We start from the raw sequence: 25,011 nt of genomic DNA, 5'->3' as shown, positions 1-25,011 counted from the left end.
CGCCGACGCGATCCCTGCGTCGCCGGGAAAATGTCTTAACGCCTACCAAACTCCTTGTCGGACAGATTTTCGTCGTTTTCGCGATGGTAATCGCAGGCGTCTGGATCGCCACGCAATGGTGTGCGGCACAGCTAGGTTATCAGCCGCAGCTTGGACCGGCATGGTTTGTCCTGTTCGACACGCCGGTCTATCGGCCGTGGGCGATATTTCCGTGGTGGTATCACTACGAAGCCTACGCGCCCGAGGTTTTCGACAAGGCCGGGATGATCGCCGGAGCGAGCGGCTTTCTCGGCTGCGCGTCCGCCATCGCCGGGTCGCTATGGCGCGCGCGCCAGTCGCGGCATGTCACCACATACGGCTCCGCGCGCTGGGCTACAAACGGCGAGATCGACCGCGCCGGCCTGCTCAGCGACAGCAGCGTCTTTCTCGGCCGCAAGCGGTGGCGCTATCTTCGCCACGACGGGCCGGAGCATGTCATGGCCTTCGCCCCGACGCGCTCGGGTATGCGTCCGCATAGCCGCCGCGGTGAAACTCACCGGCATAGGTCGATCGACGCTCTACGAACTCATCAAGGCCGGCGAGCTTGAAACGGTAAAGGTCGGTCGATCAACCTTCGTCCGATACGCCAGTCTCAAGCGCCTGTTCGAGAAAAGTTAGGTGCCATGAGCGAGCCGCAGGAACGACAGGCAAGATCGCTCGCGCCTGTCCATAGGCAATTTATCCTGCAATTTCGCGTTTTCGCCAAATGCAGGATGAAGGACAAGTAAGCCCCACCACCGGCGTGTTCGATTCCCTTTTTTCGCGTTTCATCCCTCTTTTCGATTCCCATTTTTTCTTTGTGGTCGCGTGAGGGTATGAGTGAGGGTATGTCCTGTCCGATCGGAGAGAATATTCAATATTAACATGCCATTAGGTGGATGGTGTGGCTCCCGCTACCACATGTTCGGCCGCCTTCCGGTTCAGGCGCCCGGCAGGTTCAGCAGCCGTTTGGCGATGATGCCGAGTTGGACTTCGCTGGTTCCGCCTTCGATTGAATTGCCCTTGGTTCGCAACCATTCTCGCGCCGGTATGCCAAAAGCGGTGCGTTCGCTTTCCCATTCGAGCGTGGCGGTGCCGCCGAGCGCCATCCGCAGTTCGTGGCGGCGCTTGTGCAATTCGGTGGCGGCATATTTCATCAGGGACGGCTGCACGGGGTGCGCCCGGCCGCTTTTCAGCTCGTCGACGAAGCGCTCGCTCATCGCGCGAAAGGCGAGCGCGTCGACGTCGAACGCCGCGACCTCCGCCCGCAGGATGGGATCGGCCGCAAGCAGATCGGCAAATTCGGCGCCCAGCCCCTCCTCGGGGCCGAGCAGGCCGATGCCGGCGATCATTGAGGTGGTGCCGGTTTTCTGGACAGGGTGTTAAGCTAGTCCCGACCTGAAGGAATGGTACGGGAATGAAGACGACGAGGAAGCGGTACAGCGCGGATTTCAAGGCGAAGGTTGCGCTTGAAGCGATCCGGGGCGATCTGACGCTGGCGGAGCTGGCAGCCAAGCATGGCGTTCACCACACGATGATTGCGTCGTGGAAGCGGCAGGCGATTGCGGGGATGGCAGGCACATTTTCCGGCGCAGGTGAAGCGGCCAGGGCGGCCAGCGAGGCCGAAGTGGACAAGCTGCATGCGAAGATCGGGCAGTTGCTGGTCGAGCGGGATTTTTTAGCGAAAGCCTCCGGTCGATGAGCGTGGCACGGAGGCGATCGATGATCGAGGCTGCTCACCGTCGCCTGTCGATCGCGGCGCAATGCCGACTGCTGTCGATCAGCCGGTCGAGCTACTATTACGCGCCAGTGCCGGAGACCGAGGAGACGTTGGCGCTGATGCGGGTGATCGACGCGGCGTTCCTCGACATGCCGTGGTACGGCAGTCGGCAGATGGTCCGGCATCTGCGCCGTAATGGTCATGACGTTGGGCGACGACGGGTGCGGCGGCTGATGGCGAAGATGGGGCTATCGCCCATTTATCAGCGGCCGCGCACGAGCGATCCGCACCCGCAGCACCGGGTTTATCCGTATCTGCTGCGCAAGCTGACGATCGAGCGGCCCAACCATGTGTGGTGCGCTGACGTGACCTATATCCCGATGCGCCGGGGCTTCCTTTACCTGGTCGCGATCATGGACTGGGCCACCCGAAAGGTACTGGCGTGGCGACTGTCGAACACCATGGACGCGGGCTTCTGCGTCACGGCATTGGAGGAAGCGCTGACGCGCTTCGGCAGCCCCGAGATCTTCAATACCGATCAGGGTAGCCAGTTCACCAGCTTTGCCTTCACCAGCGTGCTGCGCGACGCAGAGGTCCGCATCAGCATGGATGGCCGGGGGCGGTGGATGGACAATGTCTTCATCGAGCGCCTCTGGCGTTCCCTGAAATACGAATGCGTGTATCTGCACGCCTTCGAGACCGGCTCCGAGTTGCGGGCTGGTCTTGGCCGGTGGATCACCTATTACAACACCCAGCGTCCACACTCGGGCCTTGCCGGGAGGACCCCGGCAGAGGCCTATCGGCGGATCGGGCAATCAGATCATGGGGGGCATGCCCCCCATGATCTGATGATCAAACAGGCGGCATGAACGACAACCGGGATTAGCTTAACTTAGCCGCCAAACTGTCCAAATAGGCGGGACCACCTCACATCTCCCGTTCGTGGCCGAGCAGGAATTTCGCGACGTCCCAGCCTTTGCCGACCTCGCCGACCACCTGGTCTTTGGGAACGCGGACGTCGTCGAAGAAGGTTTCGCAGAATGGCGACAGGCCCGAGATCAGCCGGATCGGCCGCGTCGTGACGCCCGGGCTGGCCATGTCGAAAAGCAGGAAGCTGATCCCCCGATGCTTCGGCGCGGCGGGGTCGGTGCGCGTCAGGCAGAAGATCCAGTCGGCCTTGTCGGCATAGCTGGTCCATATCTTCTGGCCGTTGACCAGCCAATGGTCTCCCTTGTCGTCCGCCCGCGTCTGCAGCGCGGCAAGGTCGGAGCCGGCGTTGGGTTCCGAATAACCCTGGCACCACCGGATCTCGCCGCGTGCGATCTCGGGAAGGAAGCGGCGCTTCTGCTCTTCGGTGCCGAATTTCAGCAGCGCCGGGCCGAGCATCGAGATGCCGAAGCTGAACAACGGGTTGCGCGCTTCGATACGCGCCAGTTCCTGCTTCAATATCCGGCATTGCCCGGACGAAAGGCCGCCCCCGCCATATTCGACCGGCCAGTCGGGAACGGTCCACCCACGCGCTGCCATCGCCTCCATCCAGCGTCGCTGCGCATCATTCTTGAATTCGGGGTTGCGGCCGCCCCAGCAGTGATCCTCTTCGCCGTCGGCGGGGCCGCGCATTTCAAGTGGGCAATGGGTGTCCAGCCATGCGCGGACCTCGCGCCTGAACGGCTCGTCCGCATGGGAATCGGGCATATCGAGGGCTCGTTTCGTTCGGATCAGGACGCCGCGGCGGCGGTGTGCCCCTGGAGCGCGTCGAGCCGGTCGCCGCTTAGCCCCAGATCGCCCAGCACTGCGCGCGTATCAGCGCCAAGACTGGGGACGCCGGTCGGAACCGATCCGTCGGGCATCATGCGGAACGCCGCGCCCGGCACCGGCACCGAGCCGCCATCGCGAGCCAGTTCGGCGAAGACGATGGCGCTCGTCTCGTCGGCGCGCTCCTCCTGATAAAGCTGTTCGACGCTGCGCGCGACGCCGCACGCGATGCCGACCTGCTGCAATTCGGTGAAGGCCTGCTTCGAACTGCGCTCGGCGAGCCAGGCGGTTACGGCCTTCATCACCTCCATGATGCGCGCGGGATTCGACGCGAGGTCGAGCTTCTCACCCTTTTCGGGTATCCATTCGGGGTGGCCAAGCAGGCGGAACAGCGCGCTCCACATGTCGGGCGCGCCGGGCGCCAGGAAGATCGGCGCATCCTTCGTCGGGAACATGTCGAACATGCCGAAGCCGGAGCCGCGCCCGGCGACCTTGCCCTTCACCCCCGCCGAGGGGATGTGATAGCTGAGCTGCGAAGTCATCGATTCCATCATCGAGAGCGAGACGAAGCGGCCCTTTCCGGTGCGACGCTGTTCCCACAGTGCGCACATCGCGGCGAAGGCGGCGTTCATCGCGACCGAATGATCGGCCATGAAGAAGGGGCTGGCGAGCGGCGGGCCGTCGATCGTCGCGTTGAGCGCCGCAAAGCCGCTCATCGCCTGGATCGTCGGGTCGAATGCAAGGAAATCGCGGCGCGGATCGTCGGCGCCATAGCCGGTGATGTGAACCATCGACGCCGCCGGGTTGACCTCCTGCAGGCGGTCGAAGCCGAACCCCAGCTTTTCGGGTATGCCGGCCGCATAGTTGGTGACGACGATGTCGGCCCAGCCGAGCAGCGAGTCGAGGGCAGGGCGGTTCGCCGGATCGCGCAGGTCGATCGCGACGCTGCGCTTGCCGCGGTTGTGGCAGGCGAAGGCGAGGCTTTCGCCATTGTCGGCGAGGGGAGGCGATTGCCGCCCGGGATCGCCCGACAGCGGCTCCAGCTTGACGACGTCGGCGCCTTGATCGGCGAGCATCATCGCGCAATGCGGGGCCGCGATATAATGCCCGATTTCGAGTATTCTGACCCCCGCCAGCGGTCCGTCCGGCAACGTGCTGTCATTCGCTGACGTCATATCGTCCTCACCTATCCCTCGAGCGCATTCAGTTTTGATGGGTCTGCCCCGGAAAAATGGGCCGGCGCCGGAAACGCCGGCCCGAGGCGGCCCCGCCAAGCAAGGAAATCAGGCGGCAACCAGATGCTTGGGATAGCGCAGGTCCGGCGCGAGCGCTTCGCCCATCATGTCGATGTAATTTTCGCGCAGGAACGCGTCGAACGTCGCCTGCGGCAGGTTGGCGGCCTCCATCGAGGCGCGGAACCGCTTCATCGGATCGGTGCCGCCCTCCGGATGCGGGTAATCCGACGAATACATGCAGATTTCCGGTCCCGAATTGGCGATGATCCAGCCCGTGTCGTCGGTGGGGTAGGGCGTGACGCGCACCTGGCGGCGGATGATCTCGCTGGGCGTCGCGGACAGCTGGCGCAGCCGCTCCTCGTGCCGCGAAAAGGCCAGGACACTCGAATCGAGCAGTTTCATCAGGCTGGGCAGCCACGACGCGCCGAGTTCGATGACCCCGAACTTCAGCTTCGGGAATTTGCACATCACGCCATCGAACATGAGCGCCGAAAGCGTGAGCAGGATAGGATGCGGGATAGCGATCAGGCCCAGCGAATTGTGATCGCCGTCGCCGCCGCTCACCGTGTCGTTCACATTGGCGCGGCCCGTGAACTTGTACCCCTGCGGCAGTTCGGTCCCGGCGATATGGAAGACGATCGGCAGACCGGCTTCCTGTGCCATCGCCCACAGCGGTTCGAGGTCGATATGGGCGTGCGAATGCGTTGCCGGCGGGTGGGCCGGGATCATCAGTGCCTTGGCCCCCAGCTCGATCGCATAGCGAGCCTCCGTCACGGTGCGCTTCATGTCGGCGATCGGGATATAGGCCGTCGGCAGCAGTCGCCGGTCGACCGAGCAGTAATCGACCATCATCCGGTTGTGCGCCCGCGCCGAGGCATAGGCGAGGTCCATGTTCGGACCCTTGTCGAAGTCGAAGTTGCGCAGGCACAGCGAGGTGAAGATCAGCTGGCTGGCATAGCCCTGAAGATCGAGCACATGGGGGCGGTCATCGGCCCGGAAGGCGCCGAGCGCTTCATACATTTTGCGCCTGTGGACATTCTCGTCCGCGCCGGCGCGGAATTCGGGATCGTCATGTTTCGCCGCCCATTTGTCGAACGCCCCCATCTCGATCAGCGGGGCCATGCGCGCGCGGAACTCGCGTTCCTGATTGCGCGCCTCGTGATACACTTCGAGCATGCCGGGATCGAAATAGGGATCGAGGCAGTCGGGCATTTCGACGATATGGGCATCGGCGTCATGGACGATCTGGTTTTCAACATAAGGCATGTGCATCTCCTCTGGCTTGCGCAGGGCAAGGCTATCCCAATGATATATTTATAGTTGAATCATAGCACTAATTCAAAAAGCGGCAAGTCCCGAAACGGTCGGCTCCGGCGCCCGGTCCGTCCTTTGGGGCGACCCTCATCTAGAAGGCCTTCGAAAGACGAACGCCGATCAGGCGCGGCGCGCCGACGTAGCCGACATGACCGCCGGCGCCGAAGGGCAGGCCGTAGGTGAAGAGCAGATATTTCTTGTCGAACAGATTCTTGGCAAAGACTTCGACACTGAAGCCGTCGCCGGTTTCGATCCCGACACGTGCGTTCGCGACGCCATAGGGCGCGATGCGCGAATTCGGGTCGAGGTCCTGCGCGACGTAGGAATCGCTCTTCCATGCGTAGTCGAGTCGGAGATAGCCATCGAGACCGGTGGTGATCGGCGCGGAGAAACTGCCCCCGATATTGAGATTCCACTTCGCCGATCCGTTCAGGCGCTGGCCCGACAGGTCGCACGCGCCGGCGACGCCGGTGCACTGGCCGTTGGTGAAATCGGTGTAATGCGCGTCGACATAGCTGCCCCCGAAGAACAGCGAGACGTGCCGTGACGGCGCCCACTGGCCTTCGACTTCGATGCCCTGGGTCGTGAACTGCTCGGCATTGGCGGTGATGTAGCGCGTGCCGTCGAACGCCGTCGTCTGGAAGTCATTATATTCGGTGTAGAAAGCGGCGGTGTTCAGGGTAAGGGTGCGGTCGAAGAAAATGCCCTTCAGACCGATCTCGTAATTGATATTGGTCTCTTCCTCGAACATCAGGCCCGACAGGCTGGAAACGCGCGTCATGGTCATGCCGCCGGGCTTGAAGCCGCGCGCGACGCTGACATAGGTCGTCACCTCGGGCGTCCAGGCATAGCGCAGGTCGGCCTTCCAGGTGAGCGCCTTGTCCGTGCGGCTGCGATAGATCTGCCCGAAATTGGGATAGATATAGATCTGGGACTGCTGGTCGAAGCTGAACTTCTGCGGTTCCCATGTGTAGCGGGCGCCGAGCGCGGCGGTCAGCTTGTCGGTGAGCTTGTATTCCGCCTGGCCGAAGATGGCGTAGGTGCGGTCTTTGACCCGCGAATCGGTGATCGCCGCCTGTCCGGTGAGCAGCACGGGCGGCAGCGGATTTTTGCCGATGTGCAGATCCTCGTAGTCACGCGATCGCCGGTCATAGAAGAACAGGCCGGCGAGATAGGTCAGCGGCTGGTCTGCGGGCGAAGCGAGCCGCAATTCCTGGCTGAACTGGCTGTGCTTCTGATAGATCAGGAAATCGTTGAGGAAATTCCAGTTCACCGAATCGGGATCGTTGATCGAGCGAACGGTCCACTGGCGCCATGCGGTGAGCGACGTCAGCGTGTGATCGCCGACGGCGACGTTGATTTCGGCGCTGACGCCGCCGCCTTCGTTGGGATTCGTGCTGAGCCCGTCCTGGATCGTGATCCGGCTGTATGGCGAGCCGGGGGGCACGGTGACGGGATAGGCGCCCAGGCCGGTCGCCGGCGTGCCCGTCACCCGGGTGAAGACGGCGCTGCAGCAGATCGACGTTTCCTTGTGGTAGTCGGCCGACAGCAGGACGTCGATACCGTCGTCGGCATAATAGAGCTTGCCGCGAACGTTGAACTTGTTCTCGGTATCGACCCGGCGGTCGAGCACCGAATTGTAAAGAAGGCCGCCGCGCGTGCTCTTCGCGGCCGAGACGCTCAGGCCCAGCTTGTTCTCGATCAGCGGCGCGGTCGCATAGCCGCGCGCTTCCAGCGTATCATATTCGCCGATGACAACTTCGGCCCGGCCCGACAATTCGGACAGGTTCGGCTTGCGCGTGATGATGTGGATCAGGCCGCCGGCGGTGTTCATGCCGAACAGCGTGCCCTGTGGACCGCGCAGCACCTCGATGCGCTCGATATCGAGGAAATCCTGCGAGGACGCCATGCCGGTTCGCGCCATGAAAACCCCGTCGATGAAGACGCCGAGCGACGACTGGCGGCCGGGATTGCCCTGGACCGAACTGACGCCGCGCATGTTCATGGTCGATGCGCGGGCATCGCCGAGCTGCAGCGACTTGAAGCTCGGCGCGATGCGCTCGATGTCGTGGAAGCTGGTGATCTGCTCTTCCTCGATCCGGTTGCCGCCGATGACGGTCACCGCGATCGGAACGTCCTTCACATTCTGCACTCGCTTCTGGGCCGTGACGACGATGTCGCTCGCTCCGCCCCCGGTCGCTGCCATGTCGGCTGGCAAGGCGGCGTCCTGCGCCTGAGCGGCGGAAAGCGGAACGGCGAAGGTCGCGGAGACGAACAGCAGGGCGCGCAGGCGCCGGAAATTATCTGACATTTAGGCCTCTCCCCAGAGACATGTTGTGTTTGCCTCGTCGCGCCGTGTCGCCGTCTCGCAGCGGGATTCGGTGCAACATGTCGACGATAAAGCTATTAATTAGTGCACTCAATACACTAAATTGATGCAAGCGAAGTTTTTTTCTGTGCCGGCTCGGGCGTTTCCGCTTCGCGCTCCGCCGTCCGGTCGCGTTCGTCGAGTTGGCGGCAGATATCGGCGTGGGTCGTGGCGTCGAGCCGGTAACCGCGGATAACCCATGCGGTCAGCAGGCCGGTTGCGGCGGGAACGATCGCATAGAGGAAGCCGAGCAGCCACAGGCTCTCCGTGCTGTTGCGGGCGCCGAGCGCGATGTCGAAATCCGCAAGGCTGAGGGCATAGAGGGCGAGCCCGGTCATGACCGCTGGCCCGATCTTTCCGATCGACGACAGCAGCGACAGCAGCAGCGACAGGCGATCGACTCCCGTTGCGAGCCGGACTTCGTCGGCGACGTCGGCCATCATCGACCGGATGAGGATGGGCCCCGCATTGCTGGGCAGGCCGGCGATCGCCATTCCGGCGAGGGCGAGCGGCACATTGCCCGCCGGGACGAGCAGGATCGCCGACTGGACGACGGCATAGGTCAGCCCCGACCACAGTAGCGCGCGATGCTTGCCCGTGCGCTTCGCGATCCGGACCCAGATCGGTGCGCCCAGCATGCCGCCGACGAAATAGGCGAGCAGCGCCAGCCCGGCGAGGTCGCGCTCGATCAGCTTGAGGCTGTCGAAAAAGGCGAAGAGCAACGCCGCCGCGACCGACGGCCCGATGCCCCAGACGATGTCCGCGGCGATCAGCCGGACCACGAGCCCCCGGCGCAGCAACGCGAGCAGTTCCTGGCGCGAGGGGCGTACCAGCGTCGGCCGGCGGGGCGGCTCGCCGACCGCGGCGATCGCCAGCAGCGCGGTCAGCGGCAGCGAGGCGATCATCAGCCAGCCCATCGATTGCACGGCGTGCGGCCGCTCCCAGCCGAGGGTGAGGCTCAGCACGGGGGGCAGCGCCATGATCAGGAACATGCCGAGCACTGAAAAGACCATCAGCCAGCCGAAGATGTTGGACCGGTGATCGTAGGAGCGCGCCGCCGAGGCCGCCCACGAGATATGCGCCAGATAGCTGACCGACTGCCCGACGTTGGCGGCGGCCAGCCACAGGAAGAGATAGGCGCCCGACACGCCGACGGGGGCGTTATAGAGCATGTAGATCGCGATCGCCGCCAGCGGGATACCGCAGAGGAACCATGTCCGGTAGCGCCCCGTGCGGGGATGGCTGCGGTCCATCATCAGCCCCAGCACAGGGTCGAAGGCGATGTCGGCTATCCGCACCGTCGTCAGCACGAAGGCGACGACCGCCAGATCGACGCCGAGGTCGCGGGCATAATAATCGGGCAGATACATCAGCACCGGCAGCAGCATGGCCGTCAGCGCGAAGGACGGGCTCGCGAAGGCCATGGTCCGCCAGCCGTGCAGGGCGTTGCGCCGCTCCGCCGATTGCTCACGGCCAGGGGTGGCCGTCGATGCGTCTGTGGTCACATCCTCTCCCGCATGTCGTTGTTGTTTTCACGACCATGTGCGAAAGCCGCGGACTGCGCAATAAAAAGAGTGCACCAATTATGTTTCCGCGCCTCTTTCGGCCTTTTCGACCGTCGACGGGGCATTGAAACGAGGGATTCCCCATTTTATAGGACTATCATCGCACCTTATCCGGACTCTACGAGGGAATAAGCCTTTGGCAACCAGAACGAAGACGCCGCGCCGCGAGCGCGAACCCGTCGCCAAATCCCAGCCGATCCATGTTCCCAAGGCGGCCGAGATCATTGCCGAGAAACTGCGGCGCCGTATTGTTCTGGGCGAGCTCAAGGCCGGCGACGCACTGCCTGCAGAAGCGGAAATGATGCTTGAGTTCAGTGTTTCGCGTTCTTCGTTGCGCGAGGCGTTCCGCGTGTTGGAAGCCGAATCGCTGATCGAGGTGAAGCGCGGCGCCGGTGGCGGGGCGCGGATCAAGCTGCCCAAGGACGAGATCGCGGCCAAGTCGATCGGCACCCTGCTGCAAATTCGCGGCGCCTCGCTCAAGGAGGTGCTGGAGGCGCGCCTGATCATCGAGCCGCCGCTGATGCGCGCGCTGGCGACGACGCGCACCGACGATGACCTGAAGGCGCTCCGCGACCATCTGGCCAAGGAACGCGACAATCTGGAGAATTTCAACGTATTCGCGCTCGCGACCGCCGAATTCCACCGCATATTGATGCAGCGCGCGGGCAATGTCGTGCTGGCGCTGATGACGGGAATGCTCGACGACATATTCCGCCGTCACGTGACGCATTTCATCGCCCGCGCGCGCGAGGACCAGCTCGAGCTCAACAAGGTGGCGCTGGCGAACCACACGTTGCTGACCGACATGATCGAGTCCCGCAACGCCGAGGCCGCGGCCGCGGTGTGGCGGCAGCATATGCAGCAGCTCAAGGACATCGTGCTCGGCGAACTGGGCGAGGCGTCGGTACTCGATCTCTATGGGGGCCAGTTGATCCCGCAATAATATAGTGCTATGATTGCACTATATTATTGCGGGAGGGTTCCATTTCCTATCGTCGTCACGCATCGGCCTGCGCCGAAGCCGCCGCACCTGCGCCGCTCGTCCGGCCGGATCGCGTCCCATGACCGCCGCGCGCCACGCCTATGCGTCGCCCGGCTGGTGCGATGCAATGCGCGCGATCCTGACCGCGCTGGTCGACCGGCATCGGCACGATTTTCCCGACGCGGATTTCCGCATGTGCGAGGTGGTGACGGCGGTTCCGCCGGACGGCGGGACCGTGGTGCTCGCCGCGCGGATCACGGGCGAGAGCGTCGAATTCTTCGATACGGAGATCGACGCCGATGTCGTCGTCCGGGGCGACCATGACGCCATGCTGCCGGCGGCGCGACTGAACCGGCGCCGCGCCACGCCCGAGGAGAATGCGGCGCAGGCGGTGCATGCCATGGCGATGGCGAAGGCCGGTCGGGTTTCGATGCAGGGCGACATGGGCAAGGCGCCGAAGCCGCTGCTGCGCGTTCTTGCAGAGATGCACGACCAGTTGGCCGACATCACCCTTTAAGGCGTGTGGGGATTCATCTTGCAACTGTCCTTTATCGTGTGTCCCCGCGAAGGCGGGGACCCATCTGCGGTGGTTTCGAGATGGAACCGGCCGAAGATGGACCCCCGCCTTCGCGGGGGAACACGGCTTTATACAATATCGCGGCGATAGACTCTGAATCCCCACAGACCTTAGGCACGGCTTCGGCGGCCTCGCGATCGGGGCTGCCGCAAGCGATGCTCCGCGTTCCGCGCCGCAACCGCGCGGGGCGTTTTGCCCGTCCATCCATCGATCGAGGATAAGCCATGTTGTTAGCCAGCCAGGACCATCGCGATGCGGCCTTTCGCGCGGTCGAGGAACTTCCGGGCATCAAGGTCGCCACGATTCGCGCCGGAAACCGGATGCACCCGGTCCCGCAGGGGCGGATCATCGACCTGGGGTTCGATATCGGCGCGCATATGGCGAAACAGCGCAACGCCGGGTTGATCATCGTCCAGGATGGCGCGATCCGGTTCGAACGCTATGCGCTCGGCTATACCGCGACCGGCCGCTGGACGAGTTTTTCGGTCGCCAAGAGCATCACGTCCACGCTGGTCGGGGCGGCGCTGCAGGACGGATATATCGGAAGCCTCGACGACAGGGTGTCGACCTATCTTCCGGCGCTGCTGGGCTCGGCCCTCGAAGAGGTGACGGTGCGCCAGTTGCTCACCATGTCCTCCGGCGTGAAATGGAACGAGGATTATGAGGACCCCGCGTCCGACGTATCGCGGTTCAACAGCCAGAAACCGGTGCCGGGCGAGGATGTCTCCGTCAGCTACATGAAGGCGCTGCCACGCGAGGCGGCGCCCGGCACGACATGGGTGTACAAGACGGGCGAGACGAACCTGATCGGCGTCCTCGTTTCTGCGGCGACCGGCAAGCGGCTGTCCGACTATCTTTCCGAGAAGATCTGGAAGCCGTTCGGCATGGAGGACGATGCGGTATGGATGCTCGGCGCCACCGGGCACGAGATCGCGGGCTGCTGCATTTCCGCGAGGTTACGGGATTTTGCGCGCTTCGGGCTGTTCATGATGAGCGGCGGCGTGGCGGGCGGACAGCAGGTCCTGCCCGATGACTGGATCGCGCAGGCGACGACGAAGGCGTATGATGTCGACATTCCCGGCCGCGGCTACGGCTATCAATGGTGGACGAACGACGACGGCAGCTATTCGGCGCAGGGCATATACGGGCAGGGCATATTCGTCGACGCCGCGCGGCGGCTGGTCATCGCGTCGAACGGCAACTGGCCGGTCGCCACCGATCCCGACGGCCTCGTCGCGGAGCGCGAGGCCTTCTACAAGCGCGTTCAGGCGGCGGTAGACCGGGAACAGGCGGCGTAACGCCGGACAAGGGGTCGCGCCTCCATCCCGTGCCGGCCACGCCCCGGAACTTTCGGCCGGTGCGGTCGTTTGATCAGGGCCCTTGCTATTCAGCAGATTGCGGCGCGGCCAAGGGCCGTCCGTCCTTGGAAAACTGCGTTGACGCGCGTTTCCCAAGGCCGATTTGCGCGCCGGCTTGGAGGAGGTATCGGATGTTCAAATGGGCCCTTATTTTCGCCGTGATCGCCCTGGTTGCCGCGGTGCTCGGCTTCGGCGGCATCGCTGGCGCGGCGGCCGGCATCGCGAAAATATTGTTCTTCATCGGGCTGGCGCTGGTGGTTCTGTTCCTGATCCTGGGCGCCGCAGCGGCCCGGAAAGTCACCTGACCGCCGATTTTTTTAACGTCCATGGAACCTTCCCGCTTCGCCGGGCGTTTCCATGGCCTACTTGATCGAAAGAAAGAGTAGATTTGGTTCGCGTCTTCGGACGCAACCTAGGGAAGCCCCGCCGCAGAGATGCGACGGGGCTTACTTTTTGGTTCAGGCCGGAAAGGCGGCGCGCACCCGGTTCTCGAGCACCGCGAGCGGGATGCGACCCGCACCGAGCACGACGTCGTGGAAGCGCTTGATGTCATAGCCCGGCCGCCCCGACACCTCGTCGCGCAGCCGGCTGATCGCCGTCTGGCCGATCTTGTACGAACAGGCCTGGCCCGGATAGACGATATAGCGGTCGATCTCGGTCCGCGCCGCGCTGGGGGCCTCCGACGAATTCTGCACCATGAAGTCGATCGCCTGTTCGCGGCTCCATCCCATCGCGTGCAGCCCGGTGTCGACGACGAGGCGCGACGCGCGGAAGGCATAGGAGGCGAGGTAGCCGATCTTGCCCAGCGGATCGTCGTCGTACATGCCGAGTTCGTCGGCGACCTGTTCGGCATACAGGCCCCAGCCTTCGCCGAACGCCGTCACCGACGCCGTCTGGCGATAGAGCGGCAGCGCCGCATCCTCATATTTGAGCGCACCCTCGAACAGATGCCCCGGCGCGCCTTCGTGATAGGCGAGGGTGGGCAGGGTGTAGCGCGGCCATTCGCCGGTATCGCGCAGGTTGATGAAGAAGATGCCGGGGCGCGATCCGTCGGGCGTGCCCGCCTGCGCCGACCCGCCGGGGGCGCCGATCTCGATCTCCGGCGGCACGCGCCGGATCTCGTAGGGCGCCCTGGGCATGCGGCTGAACACCTGCGGCAGGCGCGCGCGCACCGCGGTCAGGCGTCCGTTCAGGTAGGCGAGCATCTCGGCGCGACCGGCGTCGTCGTTCGCGAACAACTGTCCCTCCGCCTTGCCCAGCGCGTCGAGCCGTTCGCGAAGGCTGCCGTTGGCGTAACCCTGCGCCTTGAGCAGTTCGTCCATGCGCGCGGTCAGGTCGGCAAGCTGCTCGCGGCCGATGCGATGGATTTCGGCGGCGCCCAGGCTGGTCGTCGTATGCTGCGCAAGCGTCGCGGCATAATAGGCCTCGCCATCGGGCAGGCGGCCGACGCCCGCCGCATCGCCCGCGCGCGGCAGCAGCGCGGTGAGCGCGTCGATCTGGCGGGAGAGGGCGGCGCGGATCGGCCCTTCGAAAACCGCGGCGGCGCGCTCGCCATAGCCGTCGATACCGATCGCGGCGCTGCGCCGCGCGATCGAGGCGACGAGCGTCTTGCTCGCGACGTCGCCGTCGCGCAGCCGCGCGAGCTGCTGGAGCGCCTGTTCGAGGATGAAGCGCGGCGCCACGACGTTCATCGCCGCGTTGGCGGCGACGATGCCGGTGTCGTCGTCGAGAAGCGCCGGGACCGCTTCGAGTCGCGCCATATAGGCATCGGCGTCGGCCTTGGTCGCGACCGGGTGCTGGCTGTCGAGGAAGGTGCTGACGCCGGTGTAGAAGCCGCCGAGCTGGGTCACGGCATAGGGACCGGCCCGGTGGCCGAAGCCGCCGCTGTGATAGGGGAAGCGCGCGAGCCGCTGGCGCGCGGTGAGGTCGAACTCGGCGCTGTCGTGCGCGGCGCGGGCGGTGTCGCCCAGCGTGTCGGGGTCGATCGCGCGCACCGCGGCGAGGTCGCTGTCGATGCGGCGGTCGCGCGCGGCGCGCCCGGCGGGCGACCAGTCGGGAAAGCGCGCGCGCAGGTCGGCGAGCGCGCCGGTGTCGAGCCCGAGCGAGGTGGCGCGGGTCGGGTCGTCGCGCAGCCCCGCCTCGAACTGCGCCGCGAGCAGCGCGTCGAGCCGCGCGTCGGCGCTGTCCGCCGCGAACGCCGGCCGGGCGATCGCGGCGACCGCGACGCTCCCCATTCCGGCGAGCCCCAATCCTGCGAGCAAAGTCCGTCGGTCGAGTGCGAAACCCCTCATGTCTTTTCTCCTTATCGATCGCGCGTGCTAGACTTCGCGCGGGCGGGCCGCAACCGGGCCGCCGGCTTGCGCCGTCATGAACGGACCGCCGGTTTTACGACAATTTGCGACAATTTTTCGTCGAGCGGGCAATAGCTTGGGACAAATGACCCCTAGAAGGCCGTCATCGGGACTGGCTTCTCTCCCCTCGGTCCCAGAACAAGGAGTTAGGTGACGTGAAAAAGAAGATCGCTTTTCTGACACTGGGCGCCGCGCTGATCGCGGGTCCGGTGCTTGCCGCCCCCGCGGGCGGCCCGCGCACCATGGGCGACGCCGATGGCAATGGCGTGCTGACCCGCGCCGAGGCGCAGGCGCACGCCGCGCGGATGTTCGCCAAGCTTGACGCCAATGGCGACGGCAAGCTCGATGCCGCCGACCGCGCCGCGGCGCGCGCCGCGATGCAGGCGAAGATGTTCGAACGGCTCGACGCGAACAAGGACGGCAGCATCAGCAAGGCCGAATGGGACCAGCGCGCCGCCGAGCGTCAGGCGAAGCGCGGCGAACGGAAGGAAAAGCGCGCCGCCGCTGCCGGCGAGGCTCGCGAAGGCCCGCGCGCGATGCGCGGCCATCACGGCAAGCGTGGCGGCCATGGCATGCGCGGCGGGATGATGATGAAGGCCGACACCAACGGCGACAAGGCGATCAGCCGCGCCGAGTTCGAAACGGCCGCCCTGGCGCGCTTCGATCGCCTCGACGCCAACAAGGACGGGCAGGTGACGGCCGAGGAACGCAAGGCGCAGCGCGAGGCGAAGCGCGCCGAGTGGCAGGCCAAGCGCAACGCCGCTCCGGCCCCCGCCACCAACTGATCGGCGCGCGGACGGCGGCCGGGCGGTCTCGCCATTGCCTTTGCCGCAGTCCGCTGCCAGCACGGTATCGCCCATCGGCCCCCGGCCGGTGGGCGAACCTCATGTTTCAGGCAGATCGACGATGACCGACAGCGATACCCCCCGCATCCTGCTGATCGACGACGAGCCGTCGATCCGCGAGCCGCTGTCCGAGTATCTGGAAGGACAGGGTTTTGCCGTCAGCGACGCCGCGAGCGCGGCCGAGGCGCGGTCGGTGCTGCGCGCCAAGAGCATCGACCTGGTGGTGAGCGACATCATGATGCCCGGCGAGGACGGGCTGTCGCTGACCCGCCACCTGCGCGAGACGAGCCATATTCCCGTCATCCTGCTGACCGCGCGGGCCGAGGACACCGAACGGATCATCGGGCTGGAGATCGGCGCCGACGACTATGTCGTCAAACCCTTCAACCCGCGCGAACTGGTCGCGCGCATCCGCACCGTGCTGCGCCGGACGCAGGCGAACGGCCGCGCGCTCGACGCCGGCGGGACGAGCTATGCCTTCGGCCCCTGGGTGCTGCGCGAGGTCGAGCGCGTGCTGGTCGATCGCGACGGGCGCGAGGTGGCGTTGTCGTCGGGCGAATATCACCTGCTCCACGCGCTGGTGCGTCACCCGCGGCAGGTGATGAGCCGCGACCGGCTGCTCGACCTCGTGCGCGGGCGGGAGGCCGACATTTTCGACCGCGCGATCGACAATCTGGTCAGCCGCCTGCGCAAGAAGATCGAGGACGATCCGGCGCGGCCGCAGATCGTCAAGACCGTGTGGGGCGGCGGCTATACGCTGGCGTGCGAGGTCAAGCGGCTGGACGCGGCGACATGACGCTGCGCCTGTGGCCCCGCAGCCTGATCGGGCAGCTTGTCTTCGCGGTTGCCGCGATGCTGTTCATCGCGCAGGCGGTCAATTTCGCGATGCTCGCGCGCGGGCAGCGGCAGCAGATCCTGGCTCACGGCGGCGGCATGGCGGTCGCGCGGATCATCGACGCGGTCGAACGCGACCGGCGCGGCGTGGCCGAAGCCGACGACAGCGATCGCAACCGGCGCGAGCGCGTGCAGCGGCTCGTCATATCGAACGAACCGACCCGGCCGCCGCCGCAGGCCGAGGCGGCCCCCGCGCTCGCCGCCTATGTCGCCGGGCTGCTCGACGAAGCCGACGTCCGCGCCGAGCGGGTCGATGCCTGGGCCCTGCCGCCGCGGCCGCACGCGCAGCGCACGGGCTTCTCCTCGCGGACGGTCGTCGTGTCGGCAAAGGTGGGGGATCGCTATTATGCGGTGCGCAGCCGGATTCCGACCGACGGAAAGCGGCTGCAGGGTTTCCTGCTGTGGCAGACGCTCTCGCTCTATCTGCTGCTGCTGGTGCCGATCCTGTTCATCGCCTGGCGCGCCGCCGCGCCGCTGCGCGACCTGACGCGCGCCGCGCGCGGCAATCCGGCGCTGCGCGACACGACCCCGCTCGTCGAGGCGGGGCCGTCGGACGTGCGCGACCTGATCAGCGCCTTCAACGCCTATCGCGCGCGGATCGCGGCGATGCTCGCCGACAAGGACCGGATGCTCGGCGCGGTCGGGCACGACCTGCGGACCCCGCTCGCCAGCCTGCGCGTGCGCGTCGAGCAGGTCGAGGATGCGCGGCTGCGCGACAAGATGATCGCGTCGATCGAGGAAATGACGGCGATGCTCGCCGACATATTGGCGCTGGCCCGCGCCGGCTCGGGCACCGAAGCGCGCGAGGCGGTGAGGCTGGACGTGCTGGCCGGCGACGTGGCGGCCGATTATCGCGAGCAGGGCAAGGACGTCTCGCTCGCCGCCGTCGCCGCCGTGACGGTGCAGGCGCGGCCGATGCTGCTGCGCCGGGCGCTGCGCAACCTGATCGACAATGCGGTCGCCTATGGCCTGCGCGCACGCCTGTCGGTGAAGGTCGCGGACGGCGAGGCGCGCCTGATCGTGTCCGACGACGGTCCCGGGCTCGCCGAGACGCAAATCGAAGCGCTGATGGAGCCCTTCGCGCGCGGCGAGGAATCGCGCAACCGCGCGACCGGCGGCGCCGGTCTGGGACTGGCGATCGCGCGCGAGATTGCCGAAAGCGAAGGCGGCCGCCTGACGCTGGCCAACCGCGCGGGCGGCGGCCTCGACGCGGTGATCGCGCTGCCGGTTCCGGAGTGAAGCGACGTCCTGCTATCGGCGGTTAGATCGCGATCGTCATGCGTACACCGCAACCGCCTGGCTACCGCTCAGCACCGGCTCGCCGGCGCGGTTCCACAGCATCATGTCCTGCACCGACAGCCCGCGGCGCGCATAGCCTGTCCTGGCCGACAAAAGCCACCAGCCGTCGTCGGTCTCGGGCGTCGCGGTGAGCATGTTGACGGTCCAGTTCATCGAGCTGATCGGCCCGAATTCGCTGAACAGCGCCATCGCCGCGGGCGGCAACGCGTCGCCGAGCGCGAGCAGCGCGACGGTGGGGTGGCACCGCGGTTCCTCGACGAAGCGCACCCAGGTCAGATACTCGCCGACCTCCTGCTTCCAGCCGAAGCGCGGGCCGGTGGTCGGGCGCATGTCGAAATGCTTCGAGAAGGTCGGGCGCACCTTGTGCTGAGGAACCGGTTCCAGCGCCTCGGGCGGCGGGGCGTCGGGCATGGTCAGGCGATTGTGATCGACGTGGCTTTCCCGGTCGGGCGAGAAGGCGAACACCGCGGCGGTGCCGAAACCCGCCTCGCTCGACACGCCCGCATCGACGAACAGGCTCGATTTCGACCGGCGCAGCACCCGTGTCTCGACTGTGCAATCGCCGGCGACCGGCCCGACGAAACTGATCTGGGCATAGCGCAGCGGCGCATCGGTCGGATGCAGCGCCATCGTGCCCGCGAGCGCCACCGCCGAACTGATCCCGCCATAGGCGGTGCGTCCCTGCATCCAGCCTTCGTCGATATGCGCGGTCGCGACATCGCCGTCGGTCCGCAGCGTCGAGAGAAGGGTGTCGAGGGGAGAGAGAGAGGAGAGGGTCATATCCGTCATTTCGTCATGAATCCGTTCGCACCGAGCCTGTCGAAGGGCCGCCCTTCCTTCGAGGGAAAGAAGAACGGTGCTTCCCCCGGACTTGATCCGGGGTCAGCACGAACGGAAGATGGGTCATTCCTCGATCTGGAAGCTCAACCCGGCCTCGGCGGTCAGCCGGTCGATCAACGCCTGCCCCAGCAGCGCGCCCGGCGTCCAGATGCCGCCTTCGCCCTCGGTCGCCAGCAGCGTCATGCCGGTTTCGGCGAGCATCTTCGACGTCGAGCCATAGCCGGGGTCGCGGTCGCCCCGCACCGAGGCGCGAATCGTCCGCCCGTCGGGATATTCGCCGATGAACAGGATGTCGTAGAAACCGTTCTCGCGGTCCTCCCTGCTCGGCCCTTCGCCGGGCTTGAGTTTCGCGTCGCCGAACGGATTCGCCTTCGCCATCGCTTCGGCCATCGCCTTTCCGGCGTCGCCGATCGTCGTCATCACCATTTCGTCATAGACGAGGTCGGTGCCCCAGCGGTGCCCGAGCAGGAAATTGGTGCGGTGGACGTTCTTGGTGTTGATCGGCGCCATCACGAAGGGCGCGGTCCAGGTGCCGGTCGCCGGATCATGTTCGGGAACCAGCCCGCTCGGCTGGTGCGGCCCTTCGAAACCGGGGGTGAGCGCGAAGCTCGATTTGAGCAGCAGCGCCAGCGACGGCTTCTTCGCGACGGCTTTCAGCGTCTCGGTCAGGCTGGCGATCGTGCCGCCCGATGCGCCGCCCTTCATCTGGCGCACCCGGCCCTTGACGCGCGGCGCGGGGGCGCCGTGGCGCTTCACCGCCTCGGCCTGCAGGAACAGCACGCCCAGGTCGAAGGGAATCGAATCGAAGCCGCACGAAAAGGTGATGCGCGCGCCCGACGCCCTGGCCGCGCCCTGGTGCGCGTCGATCATTTCGCGCATCCAGCCCGGCTCTCCGCACAGGTCGGCATAGGCGGTGCCCGCACGCACGCAGGCGGCGACGAGGGCGCTGCCGTAAAGCTGGTAGGGGCCGACCGTGGTCAACACCACGCGCGTGCGCGCGGCCATCGCGTCGAGGCTGCCGGGATCGTCGGCGTCGGCGACGATCAGCGGGGTTTCCTCGTCGGCGCCGATCAGGTCGCGCACCTCCGCCAGCTTGTCGAGGCTGCGCCCGGCCATCGCCCAGCGCGGCGCGTCCGCACGGCCCTTGTAATGATGCGCGAGATATTCGGCGACGAGCCGCCCGGTGAAACCCGTCGCGCCATAGACGATGATGTCGAGATCGCGGGATGCCATGAAACCCTCCCTTTACGTAAACGTCAAGCGAAGGCTAGCGCAGGCGGACCGCGATGCCAAGCGCGAAGCGTCAGAAGCGCCACCACGGCCGCTTGACGACGACCGGCGCGCCCACGGCTTCGGCCTGACCCTCGGCGCGCGCGGCGCGCAGTTCGGCCTCGTGCAATTCGATCTCGTCGCGGCGCCTGCGGCGCAGCGCATCATAGCTCCAGCGCGTGTGGCCATAGCCGAAGAGGCAGAGCAGGCCGCCCGCGATCGCCAGATTCTTCATCGCCGCCATCGCCTGCACGGGATCGGTGAAATCGCGGTGGAAGAAGAGGATGGTGAGCAGCACGAACGCCGCCAGCAGCAGCGAGAAGGCTCGCGCATAAATGCCGAGTGCGATGCAGACGCCCGCGATCAGTTCGAACAGCCCGGTCGGAACGGCGAGCCAGCCGGGCAGGTCGGCGGCGGAGATCATCGCGCTGGTGTCGTTGACGTGGATCAGCTTGTTGATCCCCGAGACGACGAAGATCAGCGCGATGAACAGGCGGCCGATGAAGACGGCGATCATGGACATGGAACATCCTCCGACACGCGCCCCTTCCGCTTGGGGAGATGACGCGCGAGAGGGCGGTGCGGTTCCGCGGGATCAGAGCTTGGGCAGCGTCACGCCCTTCTGCCCCATATATTTGCCCGCGCGGTCGGCGTAGCTCGTCTCGCACGGCTCGTTGCCCTGCAGGAACAGGAACTGGCACGCGCCCTCGTTGGCATAGATTTTCGCGGGTAGGGGGGTGGTGTTCGAAAACTCCAGCGTCACATGACCCTCCCAGCCGGGTTCGAGCGGGGTGACGTTGACGATGATTCCGCAGCGCGCATAGGTCGATTTGCCGAGGCAGATGACGAGCACGTCCCTGGGGATGCGGAAATATTCGACCGTGCGCGCGAGCGCGAAGCTGTTCGGCGGGATGATGCAGACGTCGGTCTTGCGGTCGACGAAGCTGTTCGACGCGAAATCCTTGGGATCGACGACCGCGCTGTCGACATTGGTGAAAATCTTGAACTCGTCGGCAACGCGCGCGTCATAGCCGTAGGACGACAGGCCATAGCTGATGCAGCCGTCGCGCCGCTGCGCCTCCACGAACGGCTCGATCATCTGCTGCGTGCGGGCGGCGTCGCGAATCCATTTGTCGGAAAGAATGGCCATGCCGCCGTCTTGTCGGCGCGCGCGCCTTTGCGCAAGCGGTCAGTCGCGGACGAGGCCCATATCCTTCGGCCCGAAGGCGGCGGGGAGCAGATCGCTCAGCCGATAGCTTTCCACCGCCGTGCCGTCGCCCGATGCGCAATGGACCCAGATGTCGGTCTTCGACTGCTCGGCCGCCTCGTTCAATATCTGGCGGCAGCGGCCGCACGGATGCACCGCCTCGGCACCGGCCAGCGCCGCGCCTTCGGGGCGGCCGCCGACGATCGCGACCGCGGCGAGTTCGCCGATCCAGCCTTCGTTGGCGATCTTCGCGATCGCCGCGGTTTCGGCGCACAGCGTCAGGCCATAGCTCGCATTCTCGACATTGGCGCCAGTGACGACGTCGCCATTCTTGAGCAATAGCGCCGCACCGACGTGAAAGCCCGAATAGGGGGCATAGGCGCGCGCGGCCGCCTCGCGCGCCGCGTCGATCAGCGCGTCGCGGTCGGCATCGGTCGGATCGTCGGTCATGGCGTGGTTCCTTCGGGGCGCACGACGTTCCAGCCGACCGTGCCGTCGGCGCCGGCGATGCGCAGATAATGGTTGGCCTGCCACATCACCCACGGATGGGCGCCATAGTCGGGCTCGAAGAAATCGCGGCGCAGCCAGGTGGTGCGCGCGATGCCGCTCGTCACTTTGTAATCGGCCTCGAACGCGGCGCCGGGTGCGATCAGGCTGCGCTTGCCCATATGCGCCTCGATCTGCGCCAGAAAGGTCGCGAGTTCGCTCAGCAGCAGCGCGCGCGTCGGCCGGTCGGGGCAGCGGTCGTCGTAATCGAGCCAGACCACCGGAGGCAGCGCGTCGGTGCGCCGCGGGACGTGGCGGATGAAATTGGCCGCCTGGTCGGTGGCGAGGCGGCACAGGCTGTAATGGTGGATCGGACCGGTGCGCACCCCGGCGTCGCGCGCCGCGGCCATGTTGCGCGCGTAGAGCGGATCGACGCCGCTGTCGCCGTCGGTCGCCGCCAGATAGGCGAAATCGGCGCCCGCCGCCTTGACCGAACCCCAGTGGACCTGGCCGTTCGAGGCGTCGAGCGTTACCCCCTGCAACGGATATTGCGCGCGCTGCGGCGTCCAGCGCGCCGCCCACCATAATCCGACCCCGATGGCGAGCACGGCCAGCAGCAGCACCCCGCCGATGCGCCGCAGGCCGCGCGCCGCCGCATCGCGCCAGCCGGTCGTCGCCGGCTTGTTCCTGCGCTGGATCGCCCCCTTCGCCATGCTCACCCCTTGATGTGGAGGACGCAGATGAGCGTGAACAGGCGGCGCGCGGTGTCGAAATCGACCGCGATCTTGCCGTCGAGCCGGTCCATCAGCATCTCAGCCGCATCATTGTGAAGCGCGCGGCGCGCCATGTCGACGGTTTCGATCTGCTGCGCGGTCGCCGACCGGATTGCCTGATAATAGGAATCGCAGATCGCGAAATAGTCGCGGATCGGGCGGCGGAAGCGGCCGAGGCCGAGGATGACCGCCTCGAGCGGCGAACCGTCCTCGCGGCTGATCTCGAAGATCAGCCGTCCGTCCTCGACCCGCAGCATCAGGCGATAGGGCCCGGCATAGCCGTCGGGATGGCCGCGCTGCGGCACGAACTTGTTGTCCTCGATCAGGTCGAAGATGGCGACGCGCCGTTCCTGCTCGACATCGGGATTGCGCCAGACGATCGTGCCCTCGTCGAGCTCGACCGAGATGATGCGCTGCTTCGATGGGTCGGCGTCGGTCATGATGAAGGTGCTTCTACCCGCCGCACGGCGAAGGGCAAGGGGGCGGCGAGGACTCCCTCCCGCCTGCGGGAGGGGGAGGCCGCAAAACTATCCCCAGAACGCTCCACGGCAGGCGTGGCTGCGACGATCAACGCCATTGCATATGGTTTCAGGGGGTTCCATTATGCGTCGCCATGCCCGAAGTCGCCCGTTTCCCGATCCCGGCTCCCGCCGGGGACGACCGCCAATTGCCCCGCAATATCGAGGCCGAGGCCGCGTTCCTGGGCGCGATCCTGATCGACAACCGAGTCGTCGAGGATCTGCCGGTGCAGCTTTCGCCCGCGCATTTCTTCGAACCGCTGCACGGGCGCATCTTCGCGCAGGCGATGGCGCTGGTCGAGCGCAACAGCATCGCGACGCCCGTGACGCTCAAACCCTTTTTCGAGGGCGACGAGGCGATGAAGGCGGTCGGCGGCGTCGGCTACCTCGCGCAGCTCACCGGCAGCGGCGCCGGGTTGATCGGCGTGCGCGACTTCGCGCGGCAGATCTACGACCTCGCCCTGCTGCGCGAGCTGGTCGGAGTCGGCCGCACGCTCGTCGACAATGCGCTCGACACCAGCGAGAGCGTCGATCCGCAGGCGCAGATCGAAGAGGCCGAGACCTCGCTCTACAAGGTCGCGGGCGGCGATGCCGAACTGGGGTCGGTCAAGAGCTTCAGCGCCGCGAGCCTGACCGCGCTCCAGGCGGCCGAACGCGCGCTCAATTCGGGCGGTCACCTGTCGGGCACGACGACCGGCATCGCGAGCGTCAACGCCAAGATCGGCGGCATGCACAATTCGGACCTGATGATCCTCGCCGGCCGGCCGGGCATGGGCAAGACCTCGCTGGCGACGAACATCGCCTATAACGCCGCCGAGCGCTGGCGCCGCGACGAGGAGGACGGGATTCCGCCCGAAAAGAACATGGGCGCGAAGGTCGCCTTCTTCAGCCTCGAAATGTCGGCCGACCAGCTCGCGACGCGCGTTCTGGCCGAGCAGTCGGGCGTGTCGGGCGAAGCGCTGCGCATGGGCAAGATCAGCAAGGAGCAGTTCCAGCAACTGTCGCGCGCCGCGCAGCAGCTCCAGACGCTGCCGCTGTTCATCGACGATACGCCGGGCCTGACGATCGCCGGTCTGCGCACGCGGGCGCGGCGGCTGCAGCGGCGGCACGGTATCGGGTTCATCGTCGTCGACTATCTCCAGCTTCTGCAGGGCTCGTCGCGCAGCGGCGACAATCGGGTGCAGGAGATTTCAGAGATTTCGCGCGGTCTCAAGACGTTGGCGAAGGAACTTAATGTGCCGGTGATGGCGCTGTCGCAGCTCAGCCGTCAGGTCGAAAGCCGCGAGGACAAGCGCCCGCAGCTTTCGGACCTGCGCGAATCGGGCTCGATCGAACAGGACGCCGACATGGTGCTCTTCGTGTTCCGCGAGGATTATTATGTCGCGGCACGCGAGCCGAAGCGCCCGGTGGAAGGCGACGACATCAAGATCCACGCCGCGCACGAGGAATGGGCGGCGGAGATGGAGCGCGTCTTCGGCCTGGCCGAACTGATCGTCGCCAAGTCGCGTCACGGCTCGACCGGCAAGGTGCGCCTGCACTTCGAGGCCAAGACGACCAAGTTCAGCGACCTCGCCGACGACAGCATGGCCTATGCGGATTACGAGTAGGCCGATCGCTCAATAGCGTCGTCATTGCGA

Annotated in this window: 22 protein-coding genes and 3 pseudogenes; 11 read left to right on the top strand and 14 right to left on the bottom strand. The window is 66.1% G+C overall.

All coding sequences use genetic code 11. The annotated features are described in order from the left end of the window. Window positions 1-83 precede the first annotated feature (83 nt). Window positions 84-503: pseudogene (locus tag SGRAN_RS22240) on the top strand (conjugal transfer protein TraG); the annotation flags it as partial. Further along, window positions 472-657: a helix-turn-helix domain-containing protein gene (locus SGRAN_RS21740; RefSeq protein ID WP_082737236.1), complete on the top strand. Its 186-nt coding sequence runs from the start codon at window positions 472-474 to the stop codon at window positions 655-657. The pseudogene SGRAN_RS22240 and the gene SGRAN_RS21740, both read left to right, overlap by 32 nt. Window positions 658-959: 302 nt before the next feature. Here SGRAN_RS21740 and SGRAN_RS12570 read toward each other — a convergent pair. Further along, window positions 960-1,370, bottom strand: a pseudogene (locus SGRAN_RS12570) (acyl-CoA dehydrogenase family protein); the annotation flags it as partial. A gap of 65 nt (window positions 1,371-1,435) precedes the next feature. On the opposite strand from SGRAN_RS12570, the gene SGRAN_RS12560 reads away from it, so the two are divergent. Then, a protein-coding gene (locus tag SGRAN_RS12560) for an IS3 family transposase (protein WP_148650813.1) occupies window positions 1,436-2,607 on the top strand; the annotation gives its coding sequence in 2 pieces (ribosomal slippage) (window positions 1,436-1,700 and window positions 1,700-2,607; 1,173 coding nt in all). Window positions 2,608-2,668: 61 nt separating this feature from the next. Here SGRAN_RS12560 and SGRAN_RS12555 read toward each other — a convergent pair. The 5 genes and pseudogenes from SGRAN_RS12555 to SGRAN_RS12535 all read right to left on the bottom strand — a co-directional run. Beyond that, window positions 2,669-3,433: pseudogene (locus SGRAN_RS12555) on the bottom strand (acyl-CoA dehydrogenase family protein); the annotation flags it as partial. Between the two features lie 23 nt (window positions 3,434-3,456). Beyond that, on the bottom strand, window positions 3,457-4,668 hold the full coding sequence (locus SGRAN_RS12550; RefSeq protein ID WP_076075696.1) for a CaiB/BaiF CoA transferase family protein: 1,212 nt from the start codon (window positions 4,666-4,668) through the stop codon (window positions 3,457-3,459). 108 nt (window positions 4,669-4,776) lie between these two features. Then, window positions 4,777-5,994, bottom strand: coding sequence for an amidohydrolase family protein (locus SGRAN_RS12545; RefSeq protein ID WP_067184097.1), 1,218 nt, complete (start codon window positions 5,992-5,994; stop codon window positions 4,777-4,779). A gap of 139 nt (window positions 5,995-6,133) precedes the next feature. Then, window positions 6,134-8,353, bottom strand: a complete 2,220-nt coding sequence (locus tag SGRAN_RS12540; protein WP_067184094.1) for a TonB-dependent receptor — start codon at window positions 8,351-8,353, stop codon at window positions 6,134-6,136. Between the two features lie 116 nt (window positions 8,354-8,469). Beyond that, a complete protein-coding gene (locus SGRAN_RS12535; RefSeq protein ID WP_076075695.1) occupies window positions 8,470-9,915 on the bottom strand; it encodes an MFS transporter in 1,446 nt (481 codons plus the stop codon). A 196-nt stretch (window positions 9,916-10,111) separates the two neighbouring features. Here SGRAN_RS12535 and SGRAN_RS12530 point away from each other — a divergent pair, with 196 nt between their 5' ends. From SGRAN_RS12530 to SGRAN_RS21735, 4 genes are all read left to right on the top strand, one after another. Further along, complete coding sequence (locus SGRAN_RS12530) at window positions 10,112-10,918, top strand: FadR/GntR family transcriptional regulator (protein WP_067105470.1); 807 nt, start codon at window positions 10,112-10,114, stop codon at window positions 10,916-10,918. A gap of 118 nt (window positions 10,919-11,036) precedes the next feature. Further along, entirely contained in the window at window positions 11,037-11,474 is a 438-nt protein-coding gene (locus tag SGRAN_RS12525; protein ID WP_067184088.1) for a hypothetical protein, read from the top strand. 284 nt (window positions 11,475-11,758) lie between these two features. Next, on the top strand, window positions 11,759-12,832 hold the full coding sequence (locus SGRAN_RS12520; protein ID WP_082737233.1) for a serine hydrolase domain-containing protein: 1,074 nt from the start codon (window positions 11,759-11,761) through the stop codon (window positions 12,830-12,832). 191 nt (window positions 12,833-13,023) lie between these two features. After that, a complete protein-coding gene (locus SGRAN_RS21735; RefSeq protein ID WP_076075692.1) occupies window positions 13,024-13,197 on the top strand; it encodes a DUF1328 domain-containing protein in 174 nt (57 codons plus the stop codon). Between the two features lie 153 nt (window positions 13,198-13,350). Here SGRAN_RS21735 and SGRAN_RS12515 read toward each other — a convergent pair whose 3' ends face one another. After that, window positions 13,351-15,183: a DUF885 domain-containing protein gene (locus SGRAN_RS12515; protein WP_076075690.1), complete on the bottom strand. Its 1,833-nt coding sequence runs from the start codon at window positions 15,181-15,183 to the stop codon at window positions 13,351-13,353. Between the two features lie 215 nt (window positions 15,184-15,398). On the opposite strand from SGRAN_RS12515, the gene SGRAN_RS12510 reads away from it, so the two are divergent. The 3 genes from SGRAN_RS12510 (at window position 15,399) to SGRAN_RS12500 (ending at window position 18,221) form a co-directional block, all read left to right on the top strand. Then, complete coding sequence (locus tag SGRAN_RS12510; protein WP_067184083.1) at window positions 15,399-16,028, top strand: EF-hand domain-containing protein; 630 nt, start codon at window positions 15,399-15,401, stop codon at window positions 16,026-16,028. 121 nt (window positions 16,029-16,149) lie between these two features. After that, window positions 16,150-16,884, top strand: a complete 735-nt coding sequence (locus SGRAN_RS12505; RefSeq protein WP_067184080.1) for a response regulator — start codon at window positions 16,150-16,152, stop codon at window positions 16,882-16,884. Then, window positions 16,881-18,221: a sensor histidine kinase gene (locus tag SGRAN_RS12500; protein ID WP_067184077.1), complete on the top strand. Its 1,341-nt coding sequence runs from the start codon at window positions 16,881-16,883 to the stop codon at window positions 18,219-18,221. The genes SGRAN_RS12505 and SGRAN_RS12500 overlap by 4 nt, the downstream gene beginning before the upstream one ends. 36 nt (window positions 18,222-18,257) lie before the next feature. Here SGRAN_RS12500 and SGRAN_RS12495 read toward each other — a convergent pair whose 3' ends face one another. From SGRAN_RS12495 to SGRAN_RS12465, 7 genes are all read right to left on the bottom strand, one after another. Further along, window positions 18,258-19,070: an acyl-CoA thioesterase gene (locus SGRAN_RS12495; protein ID WP_234002625.1), complete on the bottom strand. Its 813-nt coding sequence runs from the start codon at window positions 19,068-19,070 to the stop codon at window positions 18,258-18,260. 114 nt (window positions 19,071-19,184) lie between these two features. Beyond that, complete coding sequence (locus tag SGRAN_RS12490; protein WP_067184073.1) at window positions 19,185-20,354, bottom strand: saccharopine dehydrogenase family protein; 1,170 nt, start codon at window positions 20,352-20,354, stop codon at window positions 19,185-19,187. 70 nt (window positions 20,355-20,424) lie between these two features. Further along, window positions 20,425-20,913: a DoxX family protein gene (locus tag SGRAN_RS12485; protein WP_082737232.1), complete on the bottom strand. Its 489-nt coding sequence runs from the start codon at window positions 20,911-20,913 to the stop codon at window positions 20,425-20,427. A gap of 72 nt (window positions 20,914-20,985) precedes the next feature. Then, entirely contained in the window at window positions 20,986-21,540 is a 555-nt protein-coding gene (gene dcd, locus SGRAN_RS12480; protein ID WP_067109979.1) for a dCTP deaminase, read from the bottom strand. 39 nt (window positions 21,541-21,579) lie between these two features. Continuing rightward, window positions 21,580-22,047: a cytidine deaminase gene (locus SGRAN_RS12475; RefSeq protein WP_067109982.1), complete on the bottom strand. Its 468-nt coding sequence runs from the start codon at window positions 22,045-22,047 to the stop codon at window positions 21,580-21,582. Beyond that, entirely contained in the window at window positions 22,044-22,796 is a 753-nt protein-coding gene (locus SGRAN_RS12470) for a glycoside hydrolase family 25 protein (protein WP_067184067.1), read from the bottom strand. The genes SGRAN_RS12475 and SGRAN_RS12470 overlap by 4 nt, the downstream gene beginning before the upstream one ends. Before the next feature lie 2 nt (window positions 22,797-22,798). Then, a complete protein-coding gene (locus SGRAN_RS12465; protein ID WP_067109990.1) occupies window positions 22,799-23,296 on the bottom strand; it encodes a UPF0262 family protein in 498 nt (165 codons plus the stop codon). 173 nt (window positions 23,297-23,469) lie between these two features. On the opposite strand from SGRAN_RS12465, the gene SGRAN_RS12460 reads away from it, so the two are divergent. Beyond that, entirely contained in the window at window positions 23,470-24,981 is a 1,512-nt protein-coding gene (locus SGRAN_RS12460) for a replicative DNA helicase (protein ID WP_067184065.1), read from the top strand. The last annotated feature ends 30 nt before the right edge of the window (window positions 24,982-25,011 follow it).

The sequence above is a fragment of the Sphingopyxis granuli genome (assembly GCF_001559015.1).
GTDB lineage: Bacteria > Pseudomonadota > Alphaproteobacteria > Sphingomonadales > Sphingomonadaceae > Sphingopyxis > Sphingopyxis granuli.
The sequence above is the reverse complement of the archived record's forward strand: the minus strand, read 5'-3'. Positions and strand labels throughout refer to the sequence as shown.